This is a genomic window from Vescimonas sp., from assembly GCF_057856985.1.
Map to the genome: position 1 here is coordinate 463,802 of NZ_DBLZXX010000001.1, position 17,657 is coordinate 481,458.

The following is a 17,657-nucleotide window of genomic DNA, read 5'->3' on the forward strand; positions in this document are numbered from 1 at the left end:
AGTATGTCCACCCCACGGGGCAAGAGAGAGAGGGCCGCCGGCTGTAAGCCCACTCACCCGCTGCGGACAGAAAGTGCGTCTGGGAGCGCGGGGGCTGTGGATGCCCTCCGCATGGCCTGCGTCATGGGCCGCACCTGAGTGATAAACGAGAGTGGAACCGCGAAGCCTTTATTCGCCTCTCATGCCTGCGGGCATGGGAGGCGTTCTGCTTTCTGCGCATACTATTATAATGTAGATCATAGGAGGATCGTCATGTATCTGTATAATTCCGCCACCCATAAGAAAGAGGAATTCAAGACCCACACCCCCGGCCATGTGGAGATGTACACCTGCGGCCCCACGGTGTACCACTTTGCCCACATCGGCAACCTGCGCTCCTACATCATGGAGGACGTGCTGGAGAAGTACCTGCGCTACGTGGGCTATGACGTGAACCGCGTCATGAACATCACCGACGTGGGACACCTGACCTCCGACGCCGACGAGGGCGAGGATAAGATGCTCAAGGGCGCTCGGCGCGAGCATAAGACCGTTATGGAGATCGCCCAGTACTACACCGATGCGTTTTTCTCCGACTGCCGGAAGCTGAACATCAAGCGCCCCGACGTGGTGCAGCCCGCTACCGGCCTCATCGATGACTATATCAAGATCATCTCCCGCCTGCTGGAGAAGGGCTATGCCTATGTGGCCGGCGGCAACGTGTACTTCGACACCTCCAAGCTGGAGCGGTACTACATCTTCAACGACCACAACGAGGAGGATCTGGCGGTGGGCGTCCGCGAGGGCGTGGAGGAGGACACCAACAAGCGCAACAGGAACGACTTTGTCCTGTGGTTCACCAAGTCCAAGTTCGAGGATCAGGCCCTGAAATGGGACTCCCCGTGGGGCGTGGGCTATCCCGGCTGGCACATTGAGTGCTCCGGCATCTCCATGAAGTACAACGGAGAGTATCTGGATCTTCACTGCGGCGGTGTGGACAACGCCTTTCCCCACCACACCAACGAGATCGCCCAGTCCGAGAGCTATCTGGGCCATCCTTGGTGCCCTCACTGGTGCCATGTGGCCCATCTGAACACCGACCACGGCAAGATGTCCAAGTCCAAGGGCGAGTTCCTCACCGTCTCTCTGCTGGAGGAGAAGGGCTACGACCCCCTGGCCTACCGTTTCTTCTGCCTCCAGAGCCACTACCGTAAGAGCCTGGTGTTCACCTGGGAGAATTTGGACAACGCCACCGTGGCCTACAACAAGCTGCTGACCCGCATCGCCGCCCTGAAGGACGAGGGTGAGGTGGATCAGGCCGCCTTCGATGAGTACAGGGCCAAGTTCACCGCCGCCATGGACAACGACCTGAACACCTCCATGGCCGTCACCGTGCTGTACGATGTACTGAAGGCCAAAACCAACGATAAGACCAAGCTGGCCCTGCTGGACAGCTTCGACACCGTACTGGGCCTGAAGCTGCTGGAGAAGGCGGCGCAGCTGCGCAGCAAGCAGGCCGCGGCTGCTCCTGCCGCCGGTGAGTTCACCGTCATCAGCGAGTCCGGCGAGGCCGATGGCGCCGTGGAGGCGCTGATCCGCGCCCGGGCCGACGCCAAGAAGGCCAAGAATTTTGCCGAGGCCGACCGCATCCGCGATGAGCTGAAGGCCCAGGGCATCGAGCTTGCTGACATCCCCAACGGCGCCAAATGGAAGCGGGTGTAAGACCGCGCTCCCCAAAACCGCCAAAAGAGCCGCCTTACGGCGGCTCTTTTCCTGCCTTGACCCCAGCAGGGGAGGGAGCGGCACGGCCCGCCGCACCCCATATCAAAACTTTGTCAGAACTGCCGAAAACGCCCTGGAAATTTTGTAAACAAAATAGAAAAATACCCTTGACACCAGCTGTGTTTTCCTATACAATATACCGGTACGCGCGCAATGGGCACAACACGCCCGGAGGCGTTTACAAATGCGATGAACCGGGAGATTGCTCTGCAAGGAGGTAACTTCCGGGGAGTATGTCCGATAATCGGGCGGCTGAGAGATTTCTGTTCGTCGGCGTAGATCGCCGCGCCAGAAGGACACCGGCCCAAAGCCGGTGTTTCTTATGAGCCGGAATGATACGCACGGAACGGTGAACAAGAAATTTCCCGCCGTACGGCAGTAGGTCACGCAGAAAAAACCGTACGAAAACATGGAGGAAAAGACCAAATGGCAAAAGAAATGATTCGCATTCGTCTGAAGGCCTATGACCATCAGGTCATCGACCAGTCCGCAGAGAAGATCGTCGAGACCGCCAAGCGCACCGGCGCTGCTGTCTCCGGCCCCATCCCTCTGCCCACCAAGAAAGAGATCGTCACCATCCTGCGCGCTACCCACAAGTATAAGGACAGCCGTGAGCAGTTCGAGCGCCGCACCCACAAGAGACTGATCGACATCACCAACTCCACCCCTAAGACCGTGGAGGCGCTGATGGCCCTGGATCTGCCCGCCGGTGTGGAGATCGAGATCAAGCTGTAACCCACCTTATATAATTCCCCCGCAAACAATTTGCTTGCTACCCGACTGTCCGCCGACTTGCGTGAGGCGGGCGGGGGTTACGTCGGCAGAGCAAGCGATCTGATCCCAATGCAGATTGAATCTATGCCGACCAATAACCTTTAAGGAGGATCATACATGAAGGCAATCATTGGCAAGAAAGTCGGTATGTCTCAGATCTTCGACGAAAACGGCAAGGTGATCCCCGTCACCGTGATCGAGGCGGGCCCCTGCACTGTCGTCCAGAAAAAGACTGCCGAGAAGGAAGGCTACGCCGCCGTCCAGCTGGGCTACGAGGATATCCCCGAGCGCAAGCTGACCAAGCCCGAGATGGGCCACCTGAACAAGGCCGGCGTCGCCCCCAAGAAGTACCTGCGCGAGTTCGATCTGGAGAATGCCGCCGAGCTGAACGTGGGCGACATCGTGAAGGCCGACACCTTTAAGGAAGGCGACTTCGTGGATGTCACCGGCACCAGCAAGGGCCACGGCTACCAGGGCGTCGTGAAGCGCTGGAACGCCGGCCGTACTCCCATGAGCCACGGCGGCGGCCCCGTGCACCGTCACGCCGGCTCCATGGGCTCCACCACCGATCCCAGCCGCATTTTCAAGGGCAAGATCGGCGCTGGCCAGATGGGCTGCGACCAGGTCACCATCCAGAACCTGGACATCGTCAAGGTCGATCCCGAGCTGAATCTCATCGCTGTGCGCGGCGCCGTTCCCGGCCCCAAGGGCGGTCTGGTCCTCATCAAGAGCACCGTCAAGACCCACCGCATCAAGCACGCTGACAGCGGCATCAGCAACAACCCGCAGAAGGCTTCCGGTCGTAACCCGCAGAAGGCTTCCGCCCGTACTAAGTAAGGAAAGGAGTGCTTAAGGATATGTCTACCATCAAAGTTTTGAACATGGCCGGCGCTGAGGTCGGTACTGTTGAACTGAACGACGGCATTTTCGGCATCGAGCCGAACACCGCTGTTGTCCATGAAGTGGTGAAGAACCATCTGGCCAACTGCCGTCAGGGCACCCAGAGCGCTCTGACCCGCGCCGAGGTTTCCGGCGGCGGCAAGAAGCCCTGGCGTCAGAAGGGCACCGGTCACGCCCGTCAGGGCAGCACCCGTGCTCCCCAGTGGACCCACGGCGGCATCGTGTTTGCCCCCAAGCCCCGCAGCTACTCTTACGTTCTGAACAAGAAGGTCAAGAGACTGGCTATGAAATCCGCTCTGTCCGCCAAGGCTGCTGCCGGCGAGATCATCGTCATCGACAGCATCAAGATGGACAGCATCAAGACCAAGGACTTCCGCGCTTTCCTGACCGCCGTCAAGGCTGACGGCAAGTCTCTGGTGGTCACCCCCGCCAAGGACGAGGTCATCGTCAAGAGCGCCCGCAACATCCCCGGCGTCGTTACTTCCATGGCAAACCTGATCAATGTCTATGACATTCTGAACGCCAAGTATCTGGTGCTGGATAAGGAAGCCCTCGCAGTAATCGAGGAGGTGTTCGCATAATGGCTAACGTATACGACATCATCATCCGTCCGGTCATTACCGAGCGCTCCATGGCCGCTACTTCCGAAAAGAAGTACGTCTTTGAAGTGGCTCCCACCGCCGGCAAGATCGAGATCAAGAACGCTGTGGAGAAGATCTTCGGCGTGAAGGTCGCCAAGGTCAACACCATCAACTACGATGGCAAGACCAAGCGCATGGGCGCCGGCCGTCCCGGCCAGCGCAAGAGCTGGAAAAAGGCTTATGTCCAGCTGACTGACGATTCCAAGACCATCGAGTTCTTCGAGGGTATGGTGTAAGAGAAGGGAGTGTAGAGAATGTCTATCAAAACTTTTAAGCCGACCACCCCTTCCCGCCGGCACATGACTGTCTCCGGCTTCGACGGCATCGATAAGCACGCCAAGCCCGAGTCCAGCCTGACCGAGGTGCTGAAGAAGAACGCTGGTCGCAACAGCTACGGCCGCATCACCGTCCGCCATCGCGGCGGCGGCGAGAAGCGCAAGTACCGCGTCATCGACTTCAAGCGCGACAAGGTGGATATGGAAGCCACTGTCCTGCGTCTGGAGTACGATCCCAACCGCAGCGCCAACATCGCGCTGGTGCAGTATGAGGATGGCGAGAAGCGCTACATCATCGCTCCCGTCGGCCTGACCGCCGGTGACAAGGTGCTGTCCAGCGCCGCTGCCGACATCAAGCCCGGCAACTGCCTGCCCATCGCCAACATCCCCGTTGGTACTGTGATCCACAACATCGAGATGCACCCCGGCAAGGGCGCCCAGCTGGTTCGTTCCGCCGGCGCCTATGCGCAGCTGATGGCTAAGGAGGGCGCCAACGCCCAGATCCGTATGCCCTCCGGCGAGGTCCGCATCATCCGCACCAACTGCACCGCCTGCATTGGCCAGGTCGGCAATCTGGAGCATGAGAACATCCAGATCGGTAAGGCCGGCCGCAAGCGTCACATGGGTTGGCGTCCCACCGTCCGCGGTTCCGTCATGAACCCCTGCGACCACCCCCACGGCGGTGGTGAAGGCAAGTCCCCCGTGGGCCGTCCCGGCCCTGTCACTCCTTGGGGCAAGCCGGCTCTGGGTTACAAGACCCGCAAGAAGAAGAATCCCACCGACAAGTTCATTGTCAAGCGTCGCAACGTGAAGTAAAGGAGGCAAAAGAAATATGAGCAGATCTATCAAAAAAGGCCCGTATGTTGCCCCTGAGCTGCTGAAGCGGGTCGAAGAAATGAACGCCAAGGGCGAGAAGAATGTGCTGAAGACCTGGAGCCGCAGCTCCACCATCTTCCCCGCCTTCGTCGGCCATACCATCGCTGTCCACGACGGCCGCCGTCATGTGCCTGTCTACGTGCAGGAGGACATGGTGGGTCACAAGCTGGGCGAGTTCGCGCCCACTCGTACCTTCCGCGGCCACACCAAGAAAGCGTAAAAGGAGGATGCAGAGTAATATGGAAGCGAAAGCATATCTGAGATACGTCCGCATCTCTCCCCGCAAGGTCCAGATCGTCTGCGATCTGATCCGCGGCAAGGATGCCAAGACTGCTATGGCCATCCTGATGAACACCCCCAAGTCCGCCTCCGAGCCGCTGGTGAAGCTGCTTAAGAGCGCCTGCGCCAATGCTGAGAACAACTTCAGCATGGACCCGGACAAGCTGGTGGTCACTCAGGTGTTCGCCACCCCCGGCCCCATCCTCAAGCGCATGATGCCTCGGGCACAGGGCCGCGCCTACCGCATCAACAAGAGAACCTCTCACGTGACGCTGGCCGTCGCTGAGAGAGACTAAGAAAGGGAGGAACAGTTAAATGGGTCAGAAAGTCAATCCCCATGGCATGCGCGTGGGCGTCATCAAAGACTGGGATTCCCGCTGGTATGCCAGTAACGAGAAGGTCGGCGACCTGCTGGTCGAGGACCACAAGATCCGTGTGTACCTGAAGAAGCTGCTGTTCGCTGCCGGCGTCTCCAAGATCGAGATCGAGCGCAGCAACGAGGTCGTCACCATCTACCTGCACGTGGCCCGTCCCGGCGTGGTCATCGGCAAGGGCGGTGAGCAGATCGAGCAGTACCGCAAGGACGTGGAGAAGCTGATCGGCAAGACCGTGAAGCTGAACATCGTCGAGGTCCGCAACCCCGATATGGACGCTCAGCTGGTGGCCGAGAATATCGCCGCCCAGCTGGAGAAGCGTATTTCCCACCGCCGCGCCATGAAGAACGCCATGGGCCGCGCCATGCGCGCCGGTGCCAAGGGCATCAAGTGCAACTGCGGCGGCCGTCTGGGCGGCCGTGAGATCGCCGGCTCCGAGCATTATCACGAGGGCACCATCCCCCTGCAGACCCTGCGCGCCGACATCGACTACGGCTTTGCTGAGGCTGCCACCACCTTCGGCCGCATCGGCGTGAAGGTGTGGATCTACAAGGGCGAGATCCTGTCCCAGGCGCTGCGCACCACCCCGCGTACCCTGGACACCAGCAAGCCCTATCAGGAGCGTCGTGAGCGTCGCGGCAACCGTCGTGACGGCGACCGCCGCGGCGGCTTCCGCCGCGATGGCCAGAACGGCGGCTTCAACCGTGACCGCCAGAACGGCGGCTTCAACCGCGGTCCCCGTCCTGAGGGCGGCTTCCGCAAGCCCGCAGAAAAGAAAGAAGGAGGCGCTCAGTAATGCTTCTGCCCAAGAGAGTTAAGTACCGCAGAGTACACCGTGGCCGCCTCACCGGCAAGGCCATGCGCGGCAATAAGGTGACCTACGGCGAGTACGGTCTGGTTGCCCTGGAGCCCAGCTGGATCACCAGCAATCAGATCGAAGCCGCCCGTATCGCCATGACCCGTTATACCAAGCGTGGCGGTCAGGTCTGGATCAAGATCTTCCCCGACAAGCCCATCACCGAGAAGCCGGCCGAGACCCGCATGGGTTCCGGTAAGGGTTCCCCCGAGTATTGGGTCGCAGTAGTCAAGCCCGGCCGTGTCATGTTTGAGATCGCCGGTGTTTCCGAAGAGGTCGCCCGCGAGGCCCTGCGTCTGGCCAGCCACAAGCTGCCCATCAAGACGAAGATCGTCAAGCGCGAGGATCTCGAAGCCCAGGAAGTAGGTGAATGAGATGAAGGCAACTGAAGTACGTGCAATGACCGTGGAGCAGCTCAACGAGAAGCTGGACTCCCTGAAGAAGGATCTGTTCTTCCTGCGTATGCAGCACGCAACCAATCAGCTGGACAATCCTCTCAAGATCGCCGAGACGAAGCGCGATATCGCCCGCGTGAAGACCGTTATCCGTGAAAAGGAGGAGAAGTAAAATGGAAGAGAAGAGAATTTCCTCCCGCAAGACCAGAGTCGGCAAGGTCGTTTCCGATAAGATGGACAAGACCGTGGTCGTCGCTATTGAAGACCGCGTCGCCCATCCTCTGTATAAGAAGATCGTCGGCCGCACCTACAAGCTGAAAGCTCATGACGAGCAGAACACTTGCGGTGTTGGCGACATCGTGAAGGTGATGGAGACCCGCCCCCTGTCCAAGGACAAGCGTTGGCGCGTGGTCGAGATCGTCGAGAAGGCTAAGTAAGGAGGTGCCGCAAGTATGATTCAGCAAGAGTCCTATCTGAAGGTTGCCGATAATACCGGCGCCAAGGAGATCAAGTGCATCCGCGTTCTGGGCGGCTCCAAGCGTAAGTACGGCAACATCGGCGATGTGATCGTTGCTTCCGTCCGCAAGAGCACCCCCGGCGGCCAGGTGAAGAAGGGCGAGGTCGTCAAGGCCGTTATCGTTCGCTCCGCCAAGGGCGTCCGCCGCGCCGACGGCACTTACGTCCGTTTCGACGACAACGCCGCCGTCCTCATCAAGGACGATAAGAACCCCAGAGGTACCCGTATCTTTGGGCCGGTTGCTCGTGAGCTGCGCGACAAGGATTACATGAAGATCCTGTCCCTCGCTCCCGAAGTTATTTAAGGAGGGCCGGTCACATGAATAGTCTGAAGATCAAGAAGAACGACAAGGTCGTTGTTCTGTCCGGCAAGGACAAGGGCAAGTCCGGCAAGGTGCTGGGCACTGTCCCCAGCGAGCGCAAGGTCGTGGTGGAGGGCATCAACATGGTGACCTGCCACATCAAGCCCCGCAAGCAGGGTGAAGAGGGCGGTATCGTCAAGCGCGAGGCAGCCATCTACGCCAGCAAGGTCCAGGTGGTCTGCCCCAAGTGCGACAAGCCCACCCGCGTGGCCTATGAGATCAAGGACGGCAAGAAAGTCCGCGTGTGCAAGCACTGCGGCGCCGCCCTGTGAGAAAGGAGAGAGGTTGTAAATGGCACGTCTGAAAGTTAAGTATACCGAAGAAGTGGCTCCCGCTCTCTTCAAGAAGTTCGGCTACAAGTCCACCATGCAGATCCCCAAGATCGACAAGGTCGTCGTGAACGTGGGCTGCGGTGAGGCTCGTGAGAACGCCAAGGTTCTGGACGCTGTGTGCAGCGATCTGGCCACCATCACCGGCCAGAAGGCCATCATCACCATCGCCAAGAAGTCCGTTGCAAACTTCAAGCTGCGTGAGGGCATGCCCGTGGGCGCCAAGGTCACGCTGCGCGGCGACAAGATGTGGGAGTTCCTGGATCGTCTGTTCAACGTGGCTCTGCCCCGTGTCCGTGACTTCCGCGGCATCAGCGCCAACGCCTTCGATGGCCGCGGCAACTATGCCCTGGGCATCAAGGAGCAGCTGATCTTCCCCGAGATCGAGTACGATAAGATCGACAAGATCCGCGGCATGGATGTGGTCATCTGCACCACCGCCCAGACCGATGAAGAAGCCCGCGAGCTGCTGACTCTGGTCGGCGCTCCCTTTGAACGCTGATTAGGAGGAGAACGAAATGGCTAAAAAGTCTATGATCCTGAAGCAGCAGGCGCCTGCAAAATTCTCCACCCGTAAGTACAACCGCTGCAAGCTGTGCGGCCGTCCCCACGCCTATCTGCGTGACTACGGCGTGTGCCGTATCTGCTTCCGCACGCTGGCGTACAAGGGCGAGATCCCCGGTGTCCGCAAGGCTTCCTGGTAAATCTTTTTCCGTCATACTTCGTTGAAGCTCCTTGCTGTACAAGAGTACAGCGGCGTCGCTTCGCCTCGTCTGACGAAAAAATCTTCACCAGGAGCAGGCGGAGGAATTGCGCTCCGCCGACCCAACGTACCTAAGAGCCGCAAGGCTCCCGGTAATATTATAGGATGGCGAAAGGTCACTGGTAATTAAACATCGGCGTCGTGAGGGCCGGCGGACTAAATTATCAGTGATACCTCGCTGCCTCAACAGGCATCTGCCTGTAACTCTAAAATAGGAGGAACTACAAGTATGCACATCACTGATCCTGTTGCCGATATGCTCACCCGTATCCGCAACGCCAACAATGCCAAGCACGAGACCGTGGATGTTCCCGCTTCCAACATGAAGAAGAGCATCGCTCAGATCCTGCTGGACGAGGGCTACATCAAGTCCTTCCAGGTCGTTGACGACGGTACTCAGGGCACCATCCGCATCACCCTGAAGTACAACGCCGGCAAGGAGAAGGTTATCTCCGGCCTGCGCCGCGTGTCCAAGCCCGGCCTGCGCGTCTATGTGGGCGCCGACGAGCTGCCCCGCGTGCTGCGTGGTCTTGGTATTGCGATCGTATCCACTTCCAAGGGCGTCATGACCGACAAGGCTGCTCGCGCGGCTCACGTCGGCGGCGAAGTCCTTGCATTCGTATGGTAAGGAGGTATTTGAACAATGTCGAGAATTGGTAGAATGCCCATTACCGTTCCCGCCGGTGTGGAAGTCACCATCGCGGAGAACAACGTCGTCACCGTCAAGGGCCCCAAGGGCACTCTGGTGCAGGCTCTGCGCCCCGAGATGATCCTGGAGCAGGACGGTAACGTCATCCACGTCAAGCGCCCCTCCGACGACAAGCTGCACTGCGCACTGCACGGCATGACCCGCGCTCTGCTGCACAACATGGTCGTTGGTGTCAGCGAAGGCTTCAAGAAGGAGCTGGAGATCAACGGTGTCGGCTACCGTGCTGCCAAGGAAGGCAAGGAGCTGGTCATGAACCTGGGCTACTCTCACCCCGTGAAGGTGCCCGAGATCGACGGTATCACCATTGATGTTCCCGCTCCCAACAAGGTTGTGATTTCCGGTCCCGACAAGCAGAAGGTGGGCCAGTTCGCGGCGGAAGTCCGCGAGAAGCGTCCTCCCGAGCCTTATAAGGGCAAGGGCATCAAGTATGTTGACGAAGTCATCCGCCGCAAGGTCGGTAAGACCGGTGCCAAGAAGTAAGGAGGTGTGCCGATATGATTAAGAGACCCGATACCAACGCGCAGCGTCTGAAGCGCCATAAGAGAGTCCGTGCCAAGCTGTCCGGCACTCCCGAGCGTCCCCGTCTGAACGTGTTCCGCAGCGAGAAGAACATCTATGCCCAGGTCATCGACGATGTGGCCGGCAACACCCTGGTGTCCGCTTCCTCTCTGGATAAGGAGATCGAGGGCAATGGCGGCAACAAGGCTGCTGCCCGCGCCGTGGGCAAGCTGGTGGCCGAGCGCTGCAAGGCCAAGGGCATCGACCAGGTCGTGTTCGACCGCGGTGGTTACGTGTACCACGGCCGCGTGGCCGAGCTGGCTGAAGGCGCCCGCGAGGGCGGCCTGGAATTCTAAGGAAGGAGGACTTATCAATGGCAAGATTTGAAAGAGAGCAGAGCGAGTACATTGAGAAAGTAGTCGCTACCAACCGCGTATCCAAGACCGTTAAGGGTGGTCGTGTCATGAAGTTCTCCGCCCTGATGGTGGTGGGCGATGGCAAGGGCAAGGTCGGCTTTGGCCTGGGTAAGGCCGCCGAGGTGCCCGAGGCCATCCGCAAGGGCATCGAGGACGCCAAGAAGAACATGATCACCATTTCCCTGTCCGGCAGCACCATTCCCCACGAGATCATCGGCGAGGCCGGTGCAGGCCGCGTGCTGATGAAGCCCGCCGCTCCCGGTACCGGCGTGATCGCCGGCGGCCCCGTGCGTATCATCATGGAAGCTGCCGGTATCAAGGATATCCGTACCAAGTGCCTGCGTTCCAACACCGCCGTGAACGTGGTAGCCGCCACCTTTGAGGGCCTGAAGGCTCTGCGTACCCCGGAAGAGGTCGCCCGCACCCGCGGCAAGAGCGTGGACGAGATCGTGGGTTAAGGAGGAGAGAACATGGCTAATCTGAAGATCCAGCTCGTAAAGAGCCTCAACGGCAGACTGGAAAAGCACATCGCCACTGCCAACTCTCTGGGCCTGCGTAAGATCGGCGACACCACCGTGCAGCCTGACAACGCTCAGACCCGCGGCAAGGTCGCAAAGATCGGTTACCTGCTTCAGGTGACCGAAGTAGAATAAGGAGGTGCGAGAGCATGAAACTGAATGAACTGTCTCCCGCCGCCGGCTCCACCAAGGAAGCCTACCGCAAGGGCCGTGGACACGGCTCCGGCAACGGCAAGACCGCAGGCCGCGGCCACAAGGGTCAGAAAGCCCGCTCCGGCGGCGGCACCCGCATCGGCTTTGAAGGCGGCCAGATGCCTCTGGCACGCCGCATCCCCAAGCGCGGTTTCAACAACATTTTTGCCAAGCCCCTGGAAATCATCAACCTGAGCGCCCTCAACAAGTTTGAGGACGGCGAGATCGTCACCGCTGAAGCCCTGCTTGCAAAGGGTATCCTGAGCAAGTGCGAGTACGGCTACAAGGTCCTCGGTAACGGCAAAGTTACCAAGAAGGTGACCGTGCAGGCCGCTGCTTTCTCCCAGGCTGCTAAGGAAGCGATCGAAGCAGCTGGTGGAAAGGCAGAGGTGATCTAAGTGATCCAGACGATCAAAAAGGCATGGGCGATCCCTGAGCTTCGGAAGAAGATCGTGTTCACCGCTCTGATGCTGCTGATCTTCCGCATCGGCAACGCCATCCCTGTTCCCTACGTGAACACGGAGCTGCTGGGCGAGTACCTGAACCAGCTGAGCACCACGGTGCTGGGTCTGTACAACGTCATGTCCGGCGGCGCGTTTGCGAATGCCACGGTGTTCGCACTGGGCGTCCAGCCCTATATCAACAGCTCCATCATCATCCAGCTGCTGACCATCGCCATCCCTGCGCTGGAGCGCATGGCCCGCGACGGCGGCGAGGAAGGAAAGAAGAAGATCCAGTCCATCACCCGTTATGCCACGGTGGCTATCGCCATCCTGCAGGGCTGGGGCTACTACGTGCTGATGAAGAACTACGGTATCCTGACCGGCTCCGGCGTTTGGGTCGCTCTGGTCATCATTGTCTCTTTCATCGCCGGCTCTTCCTTTGTCATGTGGATGGGTGAGCAGATCACCGAGTTCGGTATCGGCAACGGTATCTCCATCATCCTGTTCGCCGGCATCCTGTCCCGTGTGCCCAGCATGGTCGGCAGCATGGGCAGCTCCCTGCGCAGCGGTACCATGACCTGGTGGATGGCCGTCCTGGTGGTGCTGGGTATCCTGGCCCTGATCGTCCTGATCACGTGGGTCAACGGTGCGGAGCGCCGCATCCCCGTGCAGTACGCCAAGCGTCAGGTGGGCCGCAAGATGTATGGCGGCCAGAGTTCTACGCTGCCGATGAAGGTGAATATGTCCGGTGTTCTGCCCATCATCTTCGCGCAGTCCATCGCCATGATCATCCCCACGGTGGCGGCATTCCTGCCCGCTCCCGAGAAGGGAACCTTCGGCTACGCGCTGGTCAACGCAGTGGACAGCAAGAGCGTGCTGTACATGATCGTCTACTTCCTGATGATCATCGCTTTCAGCTACTTCTATGCCACCATCCAGTTCAACCCTGTTGAGATCTCCAACAACCTGAAGAAGAACGGCGGCTTCATCCCCGGCTTCCGCCCGGGCAAGCCTACCGCGGACTTCATCAAGAAGGTCCTCAACAAGGTCACGCTGTTCGGCGCCATCTACCTGGGCGTTGTGGCGATCCTGCCCCTGCTGATCGGCAGAGTCGTGAACGTATCGTCCCTGTCCATCGGCGGTACCTCCGTCATCATCGTGGTGGGTGTTGCGCTGGAGACGGTGCAGGCACTGGAATCCCAGATGCTGATGCGTCAGTACAAGGGCTTCCTGGAATAAGAGGTGTATCATGAAACTGATCCTTTTAGGCGCTCCTGGTGCCGGCAAGGGCACACAGGCGGACATTATCAAGAAGACGCTGGGTATTCCCACCATCTCGACCGGTAATATCCTGCGTGCAGCTGTGAAGAACGGAACTCCCACCGGCCTGAAGGCCAAGGAGTACATGGACGCAGGCAAGCTGGTGCCCGATGAGGTCATCATCGGCATCATCAGCGAGCGTCTGCAGGAGCCTGACTGCGCCAATGGCTACATTCTGGACGGTGTGCCCCGCACCATCGCCCAGGCCGAGGCGCTGGAGCAGGCAGGTATCAGATTCGACGCCGTGGTGGCCATCGAGATCCCTGATGAGAAGATCATCAAGCGGATGGGCGGCCGCCGTGTCTGCGAGAGCTGCGGCGCCAGCTACCACATCGTCAACATCCCTCCCAAAAAGGAAGGCGTGTGCGATGTCTGCGGCGGCGCGCTCAAGCAGCGCAAGGATGATGATCCCGAAACGGTCAAAGACCGTCTCGCGGTCTATCATAAAGAGACGGAACCCCTCAAGGACTTCTATGAATCCCGCGGGATCCTGAAAACTGTGGAGGACCAGCCCACCGTGGCCGGCACCACCCAGTTGATCCTCCGTGCGTTAGGGGCAGAAGCATGATCACATTAAAATCTGCGCACGAGATCGAGTTGATGCGCCGGGCTGGCAAAATTACCGCGGCTGCCCGTGCCTTGGCACGGGATATGGTAAGACCCGGCGTCACAACGCAGCAAATCGATAAGGCTGTGTTCCAGTTCATCACGGAGCAGGGCGCCACGCCCTCGTTCCTGCACTACAACGGTTATCCGGCCAGCGTGTGCGTCTCCGTCAACGATGAGATCATCCACGGCATCCCCGGTAAGCGGGTGCTGAAGGAGGGCGACATCGTCAGCGTGGACGTGGGCGCGTTTATCGGCGGCTTCCATGGCGACTGCGCCGGCACCTACCCCTGCGGGCAGGTGTCCGACGAGGCCATGCGGCTGATCCGAGTCACGCAGCAGAGCTTCTTCGAGGGCATCAAGTATGCCAGAGAGGGCTGCCGTCTGTCGGATATTTCCGCCGCGGTGCAGGCTTACGTGGAAGCCAACGGCTTCAGCGTTGTTCGGGAGTATGTCGGTCACGGCATCGGCCGAAGGATGCACGAGCCGCCGGAGGTACCCAACTTCGGCAATCCCGGCCATGGTCCCCGTCTTCTGCGGGGCATGACCATCGCCGTGGAGCCTATGGTCAACGCGGGCAGCGCCGCCATCAAGCAGATGCCGGACGGCTGGACCGTGAAGACGGCGGACGGCAAGAATGCCGCCCACTATGAAAACTCACTCCTGATCACCGCCGGAGAGCCGGAGCTTCTGACGGACCCGGAGAAATCGTTGGTGTGAGATGGACATAGCCAAATCAAACATTGTCAGATCAGTCGCCGGCAGAGACACAGGAAGCCTCTTCTTCGTCCTTGCGACAGAAGGGGACTTCCTCCTGCTGGCTGACGGGAAACAGCGCCGGCTGGAGAATCCCAAGCGCAAGCGCCGCAAGCATGTGGCGCTGGTGGGGGAGAGTCACAGTCTGGTGGCTGAAAAGATCAGAAGCAGCGAAAAAATCACAAATAGTGAGCTTCGTAAAGCCATAGCCGCGCTAAGCGGCGGTAATCAAGACCAGGAGGGATAGCACTTGGCAAAATCCGATATGATCGAAGTCGAGGGCGTGGTCGTCGAGTCCCTGCCCAACACCACATTCCAAGTTGACATTGGAAATGGACACACGATATTAGCGCATATTTCCGGAAAGCTCAGAATGAATTTCATCAGGATTCTGCCCGGCGACAAGGTGACAGTGGAAATGTCTCCTTACGATCTGACCCGTGGCCGGATTACCTGGCGCAGTAAGTAGGAGGTTTATCAAAATGAAAGTAAGACCGTCCGTGAAGCCCATGTGCGAGAAGTGCAAAGTGATCCGCCGCAAAGGCCGCGTAATGGTGATTTGCGAGAATCCCAAGCATAAGCAGAGACAGGGCTAAGTAGAAAGTGGAGGTGCTCTAAGTTATGGCACGTATTGCCGGTATTGACCTGCCCAAGGATAAGCGAATCGAGATCGGTTTGACTTATATCTATGGTATTGGAAGAAAAAGTGCGCAGGACATCCTTGCGCAGACAGGCATCAACCCCGACACTCGCGTAAAGGATCTGACCGAGGCCGACGAAGCGAAGCTGCGTGAGGCCATTGACCAGTCCTATGTGGTCGAGGGTGATCTGCGTCGTCAAGTGGCGCTTGACATCAAGCGTCTGACTGAAATCGGCTGCTATCGCGGCATGCGCCACCGTCGTGGCCTGCCCGTTCGCGGTCAGCGCAGCAAGACCAACGCACGCACTCGCAAAGGCCCCAAGAAGACTATCGCTAACAAGAAGAAGTAAAGGAAGGAGGAATAGATCATGGCAGCTAACAATGTAAAAGGCAAGAAGGTCATTCGCCGTCGTCGTGAAAAGAAGAACGTCGAGAAGGGTCAGGTCCATATCCGTTCTTCCTTCAACAACACCATGGTGACCGTCACCGATGCTCAGGGCAACGCTCTGTCCTGGGCCTCCTCCGGTGGTCTGGGTTTCCGCGGCAGCAAGAAGTCCACTCCCTTCGCCGCCCAGAGCGCAGCTGAGACTGCGGCCAAGGCAGCGATGGAGCACGGTCTGAAGACCGTGGAGGTCTTCGTGAAGGGCCCTGGTCAGGGCCGTGAGGCCGCCATCCGCGCCCTGCAGGCGGTGGGCCTGGAAGTGACGATGATCAAGGACGTCACCCCCATCCCCCACAACGGATGCCGCCCCCCCAAGCGTCGTCGCGTGTAATCGGAAGAAGGAGGATTAATAAATCATGGCTAAGAATATGCAGCCTATCGCCAAGCGTTGCAAGGCGCTGGGTATTTCTCCTACCGTCATGGGTTACTCCAAGAAGGAGACGAAGCGCAACCCCGGCGGCCAGATGAGAAAGAAGAAGAGCGAGTACGCCATCCAGCTTAACGAGAAGCAGAAGGTCAAGTTCGTCTACGGCATTCTGGAGAAGCAGTTCCATGCTTACTATGAGAAGGCTTCCGTCATGCCCGGCAAGACCGGCGAGAACCTGCTGAGCCTGGTAGAGCGCCGTCTGGACAACGTGGTGTACCGTCTGGGCTTCGCCATGACCCGCCGTGAGGCCCGTCAGCTGGTGAACCACGCCCATTTCACTGTCAATGGCCACAAGGTCAACATCCCCTCCTACCTGGTGCGCGTGGGCGATGTGATCGAGGTCAAGGAGAGCAGCCGCTCTTCCGTGGCTTTCAAGCGTCTGACTGCTGAGGATGCGCCCATGGTCAACGTCCCCAAGTGGCTGGAGCGTGACAAGAACGCCCTGAAGGGCACTGTTGTCACCATGCCCGCCCGCGAGGACATCGACATGCCCATCGAGGAGCATCTGATCGTCGAGTTGTACTCCAAGTAATAGGGTTCAAACCCTCACGAAGCACTGGAACCAAATAGGATGCGGCCCTCCAGGCCGCTCCGCCAAAAGAATGAAGGAGGGTACTGCATGATCGAAATTGAGAAGCCCCAGATCGAGTGTATCGAAACACCCGGCGACGCTTCCTATGGAAAATATGTGATCGAACCCCTGGAGCGCGGTTACGGAACGACCCTGGGTAATGCGCTGCGGCGTATTATGCTCTCGTCTCTCCCCGGCACGGCGGCCACCAGCATCAAAATTGCCGGTGTGCAGCACGAGTTTTCCACCATCCCCGGTGTGAAGGAGGATGTGACGGAGATCGTTCTGAACGTGAAGAATCTGTTGACCAAGCTGCACTGCGAGGGAGGCAAAACGGTTTTTATCGAGGCCACCGGTCCCTGCGAAGTGACAGCCGGCGACATCAAGAGCGACGGTGAAGTGGAGGTCCTGAACCCCGAGCTTCATCTGGCTACTCTGGACGTGGGTGCCACGCTGAGCATGGAGATCACGCTGAGCCACGGCCGCGGCTACGTGTCCGCGGACCGCAACAAGGCGCTCCGTCCCAATGTGATCGGTGTGATCCCCATCGACAGCATCTACACCCCCGTCTACAAGGTCAACTACACTGTGGAGAGCACCCGTGTCGGCGCCTCCAGCGACTACGATAAGCTGACGCTGGAGGTCTGGACGGACACCACCATCACGGCCCGTGATGCGGTGTCTCTGGGCGCCAAGATCCTGTGTGACCACTTTGCCCTGTTCACTGACCTGTCCGACACGCTGGGCGACAAGTCCACCGTGGTGGAAAAGGCCGCTGATTCTAAGGACAAGATGCTGGAACTGACCATCGAGGAGCTGGATCTGTCCGTCCGCAGCTTCAACTGCCTCAAGCGCGCCAACATCAACACCGTCGAGGACTTGATCTCCAAGACCGAGGACGAGATGATGAAGGTCCGCAATCTGGGACGCAAGTCCCTGGAGGAAGTTATCAACAAGCTGGCCATGATGGGTCTGTCCCTGGCCAGCGAGGACAACAACTAACTGATCTGCGCTTCTC

The 17,657-nt window shown here is 59.1% G+C and carries 31 protein-coding genes; all 31 read left to right on the forward strand.

Annotation, left to right across the window (positions count from 1 at the left end):
• The first annotated feature begins 252 nt into the window (after positions 1–252).
• Positions 253–1,701, forward strand: a complete 1,449-nt coding sequence (gene cysS / locus ACZM22_RS02100) for a cysteine--tRNA ligase (RefSeq protein ID WP_489542955.1) — start codon at positions 253–255, stop codon at positions 1,699–1,701.
• 486 nt (positions 1,702–2,187) lie between these two features.
• Complete coding sequence (gene rpsJ, locus ACZM22_RS02105; protein WP_213540701.1) at positions 2,188–2,496, forward strand: 30S ribosomal protein S10; 309 nt, start codon at positions 2,188–2,190, stop codon at positions 2,494–2,496.
• A 156-nt stretch (positions 2,497–2,652) separates the two neighbouring features.
• On the forward strand, positions 2,653–3,372 hold the full coding sequence (gene rplC, locus ACZM22_RS02110; protein ID WP_483269094.1) for a 50S ribosomal protein L3: 720 nt from the start codon (positions 2,653–2,655) through the stop codon (positions 3,370–3,372).
• Between the two features lie 20 nt (positions 3,373–3,392).
• Positions 3,393–4,016 carry a 50S ribosomal protein L4 gene (gene rplD, locus ACZM22_RS02115; protein ID WP_484424013.1) on the forward strand — a complete coding sequence of 208 codons (624 nt, stop codon included), beginning with the start codon at positions 3,393–3,395 and terminating at the stop codon, positions 4,014–4,016.
• Positions 4,016–4,312: a 50S ribosomal protein L23 gene (gene rplW, locus ACZM22_RS02120; protein ID WP_483268641.1), complete on the forward strand. Its 297-nt coding sequence runs from the start codon at positions 4,016–4,018 to the stop codon at positions 4,310–4,312. Before rplD ends, rplW begins: the two co-directional genes overlap by 1 nt.
• Before the next feature lie 18 nt (positions 4,313–4,330).
• Positions 4,331–5,167, forward strand: a complete 837-nt coding sequence (rplB, locus tag ACZM22_RS02125) for a 50S ribosomal protein L2 (RefSeq protein ID WP_483268640.1) — start codon at positions 4,331–4,333, stop codon at positions 5,165–5,167.
• A 16-nt stretch (positions 5,168–5,183) separates the two neighbouring features.
• Positions 5,184–5,447, forward strand: coding sequence for a 30S ribosomal protein S19 (rpsS, locus tag ACZM22_RS02130; protein ID WP_321044714.1), 264 nt, complete (start codon positions 5,184–5,186; stop codon positions 5,445–5,447).
• A 19-nt stretch (positions 5,448–5,466) separates the two neighbouring features.
• Positions 5,467–5,802, forward strand: a complete 336-nt coding sequence (rplV, locus tag ACZM22_RS02135) for a 50S ribosomal protein L22 (RefSeq protein ID WP_321044713.1) — start codon at positions 5,467–5,469, stop codon at positions 5,800–5,802.
• Positions 5,803–5,821: 19 nt separating this feature from the next.
• Positions 5,822–6,676 (forward strand): 30S ribosomal protein S3, encoded by an 855-nt coding sequence (gene rpsC, locus ACZM22_RS02140; RefSeq protein ID WP_337591774.1) that lies wholly within the window; start codon positions 5,822–5,824, stop codon positions 6,674–6,676.
• Positions 6,676–7,110: a 50S ribosomal protein L16 gene (gene rplP / locus ACZM22_RS02145; RefSeq protein ID WP_337591775.1), complete on the forward strand. Its 435-nt coding sequence runs from the start codon at positions 6,676–6,678 to the stop codon at positions 7,108–7,110. The genes rpsC and rplP overlap by 1 nt, the downstream gene beginning before the upstream one ends.
• A gap of 1 nt (position 7,111) precedes the next feature.
• Positions 7,112–7,303: a 50S ribosomal protein L29 gene (gene rpmC / locus ACZM22_RS02150; protein ID WP_337591776.1), complete on the forward strand. Its 192-nt coding sequence runs from the start codon at positions 7,112–7,114 to the stop codon at positions 7,301–7,303.
• Between the two features lies 1 nt (position 7,304).
• Positions 7,305–7,568: a 30S ribosomal protein S17 gene (rpsQ, locus tag ACZM22_RS02155; RefSeq protein WP_337591777.1), complete on the forward strand. Its 264-nt coding sequence runs from the start codon at positions 7,305–7,307 to the stop codon at positions 7,566–7,568.
• Positions 7,569–7,583: 15 nt separating this feature from the next.
• A complete protein-coding gene (gene rplN / locus ACZM22_RS02160) occupies positions 7,584–7,952 on the forward strand; it encodes a 50S ribosomal protein L14 (RefSeq protein ID WP_022177239.1) in 369 nt (122 codons plus the stop codon).
• 14 nt (positions 7,953–7,966) lie between these two features.
• Positions 7,967–8,281 carry a 50S ribosomal protein L24 gene (gene rplX, locus ACZM22_RS02165; RefSeq protein WP_482681562.1) on the forward strand — a complete coding sequence of 105 codons (315 nt, stop codon included), beginning with the start codon at positions 7,967–7,969 and terminating at the stop codon, positions 8,279–8,281.
• Positions 8,282–8,300: 19 nt separating this feature from the next.
• Positions 8,301–8,840, forward strand: coding sequence for a 50S ribosomal protein L5 (rplE, locus tag ACZM22_RS02170; RefSeq protein WP_483268639.1), 540 nt, complete (start codon positions 8,301–8,303; stop codon positions 8,838–8,840).
• A gap of 16 nt (positions 8,841–8,856) precedes the next feature.
• Complete coding sequence (locus ACZM22_RS02175; protein WP_021858720.1) at positions 8,857–9,042, forward strand: type Z 30S ribosomal protein S14; 186 nt, start codon at positions 8,857–8,859, stop codon at positions 9,040–9,042.
• Between the two features lie 288 nt (positions 9,043–9,330).
• A complete protein-coding gene (rpsH, locus tag ACZM22_RS02180; protein ID WP_483268638.1) occupies positions 9,331–9,729 on the forward strand; it encodes a 30S ribosomal protein S8 in 399 nt (132 codons plus the stop codon).
• A gap of 15 nt (positions 9,730–9,744) precedes the next feature.
• On the forward strand, positions 9,745–10,290 hold the full coding sequence (rplF, locus tag ACZM22_RS02185) for a 50S ribosomal protein L6 (RefSeq protein WP_483268637.1): 546 nt from the start codon (positions 9,745–9,747) through the stop codon (positions 10,288–10,290).
• A 14-nt stretch (positions 10,291–10,304) separates the two neighbouring features.
• The gene (gene rplR / locus ACZM22_RS02190; RefSeq protein ID WP_483268636.1) at positions 10,305–10,664 is read left to right on the forward strand and encodes a 50S ribosomal protein L18; all 360 of its coding nucleotides are present in this window, start codon (positions 10,305–10,307) and stop codon (positions 10,662–10,664) included.
• A gap of 17 nt (positions 10,665–10,681) precedes the next feature.
• Positions 10,682–11,182 (forward strand): 30S ribosomal protein S5, encoded by a 501-nt coding sequence (gene rpsE, locus ACZM22_RS02195; protein ID WP_482681566.1) that lies wholly within the window; start codon positions 10,682–10,684, stop codon positions 11,180–11,182.
• Between the two features lie 12 nt (positions 11,183–11,194).
• Positions 11,195–11,377, forward strand: a complete 183-nt coding sequence (rpmD, locus tag ACZM22_RS02200) for a 50S ribosomal protein L30 (protein WP_482681567.1) — start codon at positions 11,195–11,197, stop codon at positions 11,375–11,377.
• A gap of 14 nt (positions 11,378–11,391) precedes the next feature.
• Complete coding sequence (gene rplO, locus ACZM22_RS02205; RefSeq protein ID WP_482681568.1) at positions 11,392–11,832, forward strand: 50S ribosomal protein L15; 441 nt, start codon at positions 11,392–11,394, stop codon at positions 11,830–11,832.
• Entirely contained in the window at positions 11,833–13,116 is a 1,284-nt protein-coding gene (gene secY, locus ACZM22_RS02210; protein ID WP_489542956.1) for a preprotein translocase subunit SecY, read from the forward strand.
• A 10-nt stretch (positions 13,117–13,126) separates the two neighbouring features.
• Complete coding sequence (locus tag ACZM22_RS02215; protein WP_483268634.1) at positions 13,127–13,765, forward strand: adenylate kinase; 639 nt, start codon at positions 13,127–13,129, stop codon at positions 13,763–13,765.
• Positions 13,762–14,523: a type I methionyl aminopeptidase gene (map, locus tag ACZM22_RS02220; protein WP_484424014.1), complete on the forward strand. Its 762-nt coding sequence runs from the start codon at positions 13,762–13,764 to the stop codon at positions 14,521–14,523. Before ACZM22_RS02215 ends, map begins: the two co-directional genes overlap by 4 nt.
• Before the next feature lie 286 nt (positions 14,524–14,809).
• A complete protein-coding gene (gene infA, locus ACZM22_RS02225; protein WP_021858709.1) occupies positions 14,810–15,028 on the forward strand; it encodes a translation initiation factor IF-1 in 219 nt (72 codons plus the stop codon).
• Positions 15,029–15,041: 13 nt separating this feature from the next.
• On the forward strand, positions 15,042–15,155 hold the full coding sequence (gene rpmJ / locus ACZM22_RS02230; RefSeq protein ID WP_014116882.1) for a 50S ribosomal protein L36: 114 nt from the start codon (positions 15,042–15,044) through the stop codon (positions 15,153–15,155).
• A 25-nt stretch (positions 15,156–15,180) separates the two neighbouring features.
• Entirely contained in the window at positions 15,181–15,549 is a 369-nt protein-coding gene (rpsM, locus tag ACZM22_RS02235; RefSeq protein WP_482681573.1) for a 30S ribosomal protein S13, read from the forward strand.
• A gap of 18 nt (positions 15,550–15,567) precedes the next feature.
• Positions 15,568–15,972 carry a 30S ribosomal protein S11 gene (rpsK, locus tag ACZM22_RS02240; RefSeq protein WP_483268631.1) on the forward strand — a complete coding sequence of 135 codons (405 nt, stop codon included), beginning with the start codon at positions 15,568–15,570 and terminating at the stop codon, positions 15,970–15,972.
• 25 nt (positions 15,973–15,997) lie between these two features.
• The gene (gene rpsD / locus ACZM22_RS02245) at positions 15,998–16,600 is read left to right on the forward strand and encodes a 30S ribosomal protein S4 (protein WP_489542957.1); all 603 of its coding nucleotides are present in this window, start codon (positions 15,998–16,000) and stop codon (positions 16,598–16,600) included.
• 87 nt (positions 16,601–16,687) lie between these two features.
• Positions 16,688–17,641 carry a DNA-directed RNA polymerase subunit alpha gene (locus ACZM22_RS02250; RefSeq protein WP_484425115.1) on the forward strand — a complete coding sequence of 318 codons (954 nt, stop codon included), beginning with the start codon at positions 16,688–16,690 and terminating at the stop codon, positions 17,639–17,641.
• The last annotated feature ends 16 nt before the right edge of the window (positions 17,642–17,657 follow it).

What these genes read in the sequence shown, in the direction of transcription:
- rplC (WP_483269094.1), top strand. Translation starts at nt 2,653, where the DNA reads ATGAAGGCAATCATTGGCAAGAAAGTCGGTATGTCTCAGATCTTCGAC.
- ACZM22_RS02250 (WP_484425115.1), top strand. Translation starts at nt 16,688, where the DNA reads ATGATCGAAATTGAGAAGCCCCAGATCGAGTGTATCGAAACACCCGGC.
- rplD (WP_484424013.1), top strand. Translation starts at nt 3,393, where the DNA reads ATGTCTACCATCAAAGTTTTGAACATGGCCGGCGCTGAGGTCGGTACT.
- rpmJ (WP_014116882.1), top strand. Translation starts at nt 15,042, where the DNA reads ATGAAAGTAAGACCGTCCGTGAAGCCCATGTGCGAGAAGTGCAAAGTG.
- rplR (WP_483268636.1), top strand. Translation starts at nt 10,305, where the DNA reads ATGATTAAGAGACCCGATACCAACGCGCAGCGTCTGAAGCGCCATAAG.
- rpmD (WP_482681567.1), top strand. Translation starts at nt 11,195, where the DNA reads ATGGCTAATCTGAAGATCCAGCTCGTAAAGAGCCTCAACGGCAGACTG.
- rpsQ (WP_337591777.1), top strand. Translation starts at nt 7,305, where the DNA reads ATGGAAGAGAAGAGAATTTCCTCCCGCAAGACCAGAGTCGGCAAGGTC.
- rpsM (WP_482681573.1), top strand. Translation starts at nt 15,181, where the DNA reads ATGGCACGTATTGCCGGTATTGACCTGCCCAAGGATAAGCGAATCGAG.
- rpsE (WP_482681566.1), top strand. Translation starts at nt 10,682, where the DNA reads ATGGCAAGATTTGAAAGAGAGCAGAGCGAGTACATTGAGAAAGTAGTC.
- rplF (WP_483268637.1), top strand. Translation starts at nt 9,745, where the DNA reads ATGTCGAGAATTGGTAGAATGCCCATTACCGTTCCCGCCGGTGTGGAA.
- rplN (WP_022177239.1), top strand. Translation starts at nt 7,584, where the DNA reads ATGATTCAGCAAGAGTCCTATCTGAAGGTTGCCGATAATACCGGCGCC.
- rpsD (WP_489542957.1), top strand. Translation starts at nt 15,998, where the DNA reads ATGGCTAAGAATATGCAGCCTATCGCCAAGCGTTGCAAGGCGCTGGGT.
- rplP (WP_337591775.1), top strand. Translation starts at nt 6,676, where the DNA reads ATGCTTCTGCCCAAGAGAGTTAAGTACCGCAGAGTACACCGTGGCCGC.
- rpsK (WP_483268631.1), top strand. Translation starts at nt 15,568, where the DNA reads ATGGCAGCTAACAATGTAAAAGGCAAGAAGGTCATTCGCCGTCGTCGT.
- rpsH (WP_483268638.1), top strand. Translation starts at nt 9,331, where the DNA reads ATGCACATCACTGATCCTGTTGCCGATATGCTCACCCGTATCCGCAAC.
- rplV (WP_321044713.1), top strand. Translation starts at nt 5,467, where the DNA reads ATGGAAGCGAAAGCATATCTGAGATACGTCCGCATCTCTCCCCGCAAG.
- rplW (WP_483268641.1), top strand. Translation starts at nt 4,016, where the DNA reads ATGGCTAACGTATACGACATCATCATCCGTCCGGTCATTACCGAGCGC.
- ACZM22_RS02175 (WP_021858720.1), top strand. Translation starts at nt 8,857, where the DNA reads ATGGCTAAAAAGTCTATGATCCTGAAGCAGCAGGCGCCTGCAAAATTC.
- rpsC (WP_337591774.1), top strand. Translation starts at nt 5,822, where the DNA reads ATGGGTCAGAAAGTCAATCCCCATGGCATGCGCGTGGGCGTCATCAAA.
- rplX (WP_482681562.1), top strand. Translation starts at nt 7,967, where the DNA reads ATGAATAGTCTGAAGATCAAGAAGAACGACAAGGTCGTTGTTCTGTCC.
- rplE (WP_483268639.1), top strand. Translation starts at nt 8,301, where the DNA reads ATGGCACGTCTGAAAGTTAAGTATACCGAAGAAGTGGCTCCCGCTCTC.
- rpmC (WP_337591776.1), top strand. Translation starts at nt 7,112, where the DNA reads ATGAAGGCAACTGAAGTACGTGCAATGACCGTGGAGCAGCTCAACGAG.
- rplO (WP_482681568.1), top strand. Translation starts at nt 11,392, where the DNA reads ATGAAACTGAATGAACTGTCTCCCGCCGCCGGCTCCACCAAGGAAGCC.
- cysS (WP_489542955.1), top strand. Translation starts at nt 253, where the DNA reads ATGTATCTGTATAATTCCGCCACCCATAAGAAAGAGGAATTCAAGACC.
- rpsS (WP_321044714.1), top strand. Translation starts at nt 5,184, where the DNA reads ATGAGCAGATCTATCAAAAAAGGCCCGTATGTTGCCCCTGAGCTGCTG.
- ACZM22_RS02215 (WP_483268634.1), top strand. Translation starts at nt 13,127, where the DNA reads ATGAAACTGATCCTTTTAGGCGCTCCTGGTGCCGGCAAGGGCACACAG.
- rplB (WP_483268640.1), top strand. Translation starts at nt 4,331, where the DNA reads ATGTCTATCAAAACTTTTAAGCCGACCACCCCTTCCCGCCGGCACATG.
- map (WP_484424014.1), top strand. Translation starts at nt 13,762, where the DNA reads ATGATCACATTAAAATCTGCGCACGAGATCGAGTTGATGCGCCGGGCT.
- rpsJ (WP_213540701.1), top strand. Translation starts at nt 2,188, where the DNA reads ATGGCAAAAGAAATGATTCGCATTCGTCTGAAGGCCTATGACCATCAG.